At 34.2% G+C, this 894-nt stretch carries 1 protein-coding gene; it reads right to left on the bottom strand.

Annotated features, from left to right (window positions below; all coding sequences use genetic code 11):
• Window positions 1-427: 427 nt before the first annotated feature.
• Window positions 428-894 (bottom strand): hypothetical protein (locus D5R40_RS36815; RefSeq protein ID WP_161565195.1); only part of this gene is annotated, 467 nt, incomplete at its 5' end.

Raw genomic sequence — 894 nt, 5'->3', positions numbered from 1 at the left:
TTACTTCTTCCCTCTTCCTTCTTCCCTCCTCTTTCTTATTTCTTCCTTCTTCCTTGTGCTATGTATCCTAAATAATGCCAATACTATCGAATTTAATATTATTACTTAGGGAGCGATCGCTTGTTTACATCTGATAATTTTCACGACAAAAATAAACAAAGATATTCGTTATTACCACAACATCTATTTATCGGATTTATCTGTAGATCATAGCGTACTTTTACTGTATGAATAATTGATAGTATAGCGTTTCTCAAGCTCGTGAGGTACAGTGATCTTTTCGTATTTTTATTCCCTGTTCCCCGTTCCCAGATCCGGTGTTCCCTCAAACCTAAAATTTTGTACCTCGCCAGTATGGAAATTGCTATAATTCTTCTAAAAATTGTTTGAAAAATTGGGAATAAAGAAATCTAGTCATGATAAATATTCACTCTACTGTGGGAGGAAATGTAAAGCCTTTAGGTGAACGAAATAAACTTCTACCAAATCTATAATCAATTTCTACATTACAATTTAATGGAGCAGTTTCAAAGTCACAAAAATAGGCAGCAATTGGTTTTTTATTACGAGGTTCGCATACTTGTAAGTTATAGCCATATTCTCTAGCTACATTACCAAAATGGTTAATAAATTTATAACGTTCTAGGTAGCCTTTTTTATCCCAAATTAATTTTCTGACTACCAACATTACCCAAATATCATCTGAGTCAACAAACCAAGTATAAATAAGTTCTTCACCAAAGAAATCTTGGGTTAACCACAGACTAGGAATACTTGGTTGAGTTTGAGATAAAGGAGGTTGAGGTAGCTTAGAAATTTCATTTCTAGGGCAGGTGGGAAAAATAATTTTCGGTGTGGCAGTAGCACTCAGAAGGAAGAGGGAAGAAGGAAGAA

It is taken from the genome of Okeania hirsuta (assembly GCF_003838195.1).
Taxonomy (GTDB): domain Bacteria; phylum Cyanobacteriota; class Cyanobacteriia; order Cyanobacteriales; family Microcoleaceae; genus Okeania; species Okeania hirsuta.
Note: the sequence above shows the minus strand (reverse complement) of the source record. Positions and strands in the feature narration are given on the sequence as shown.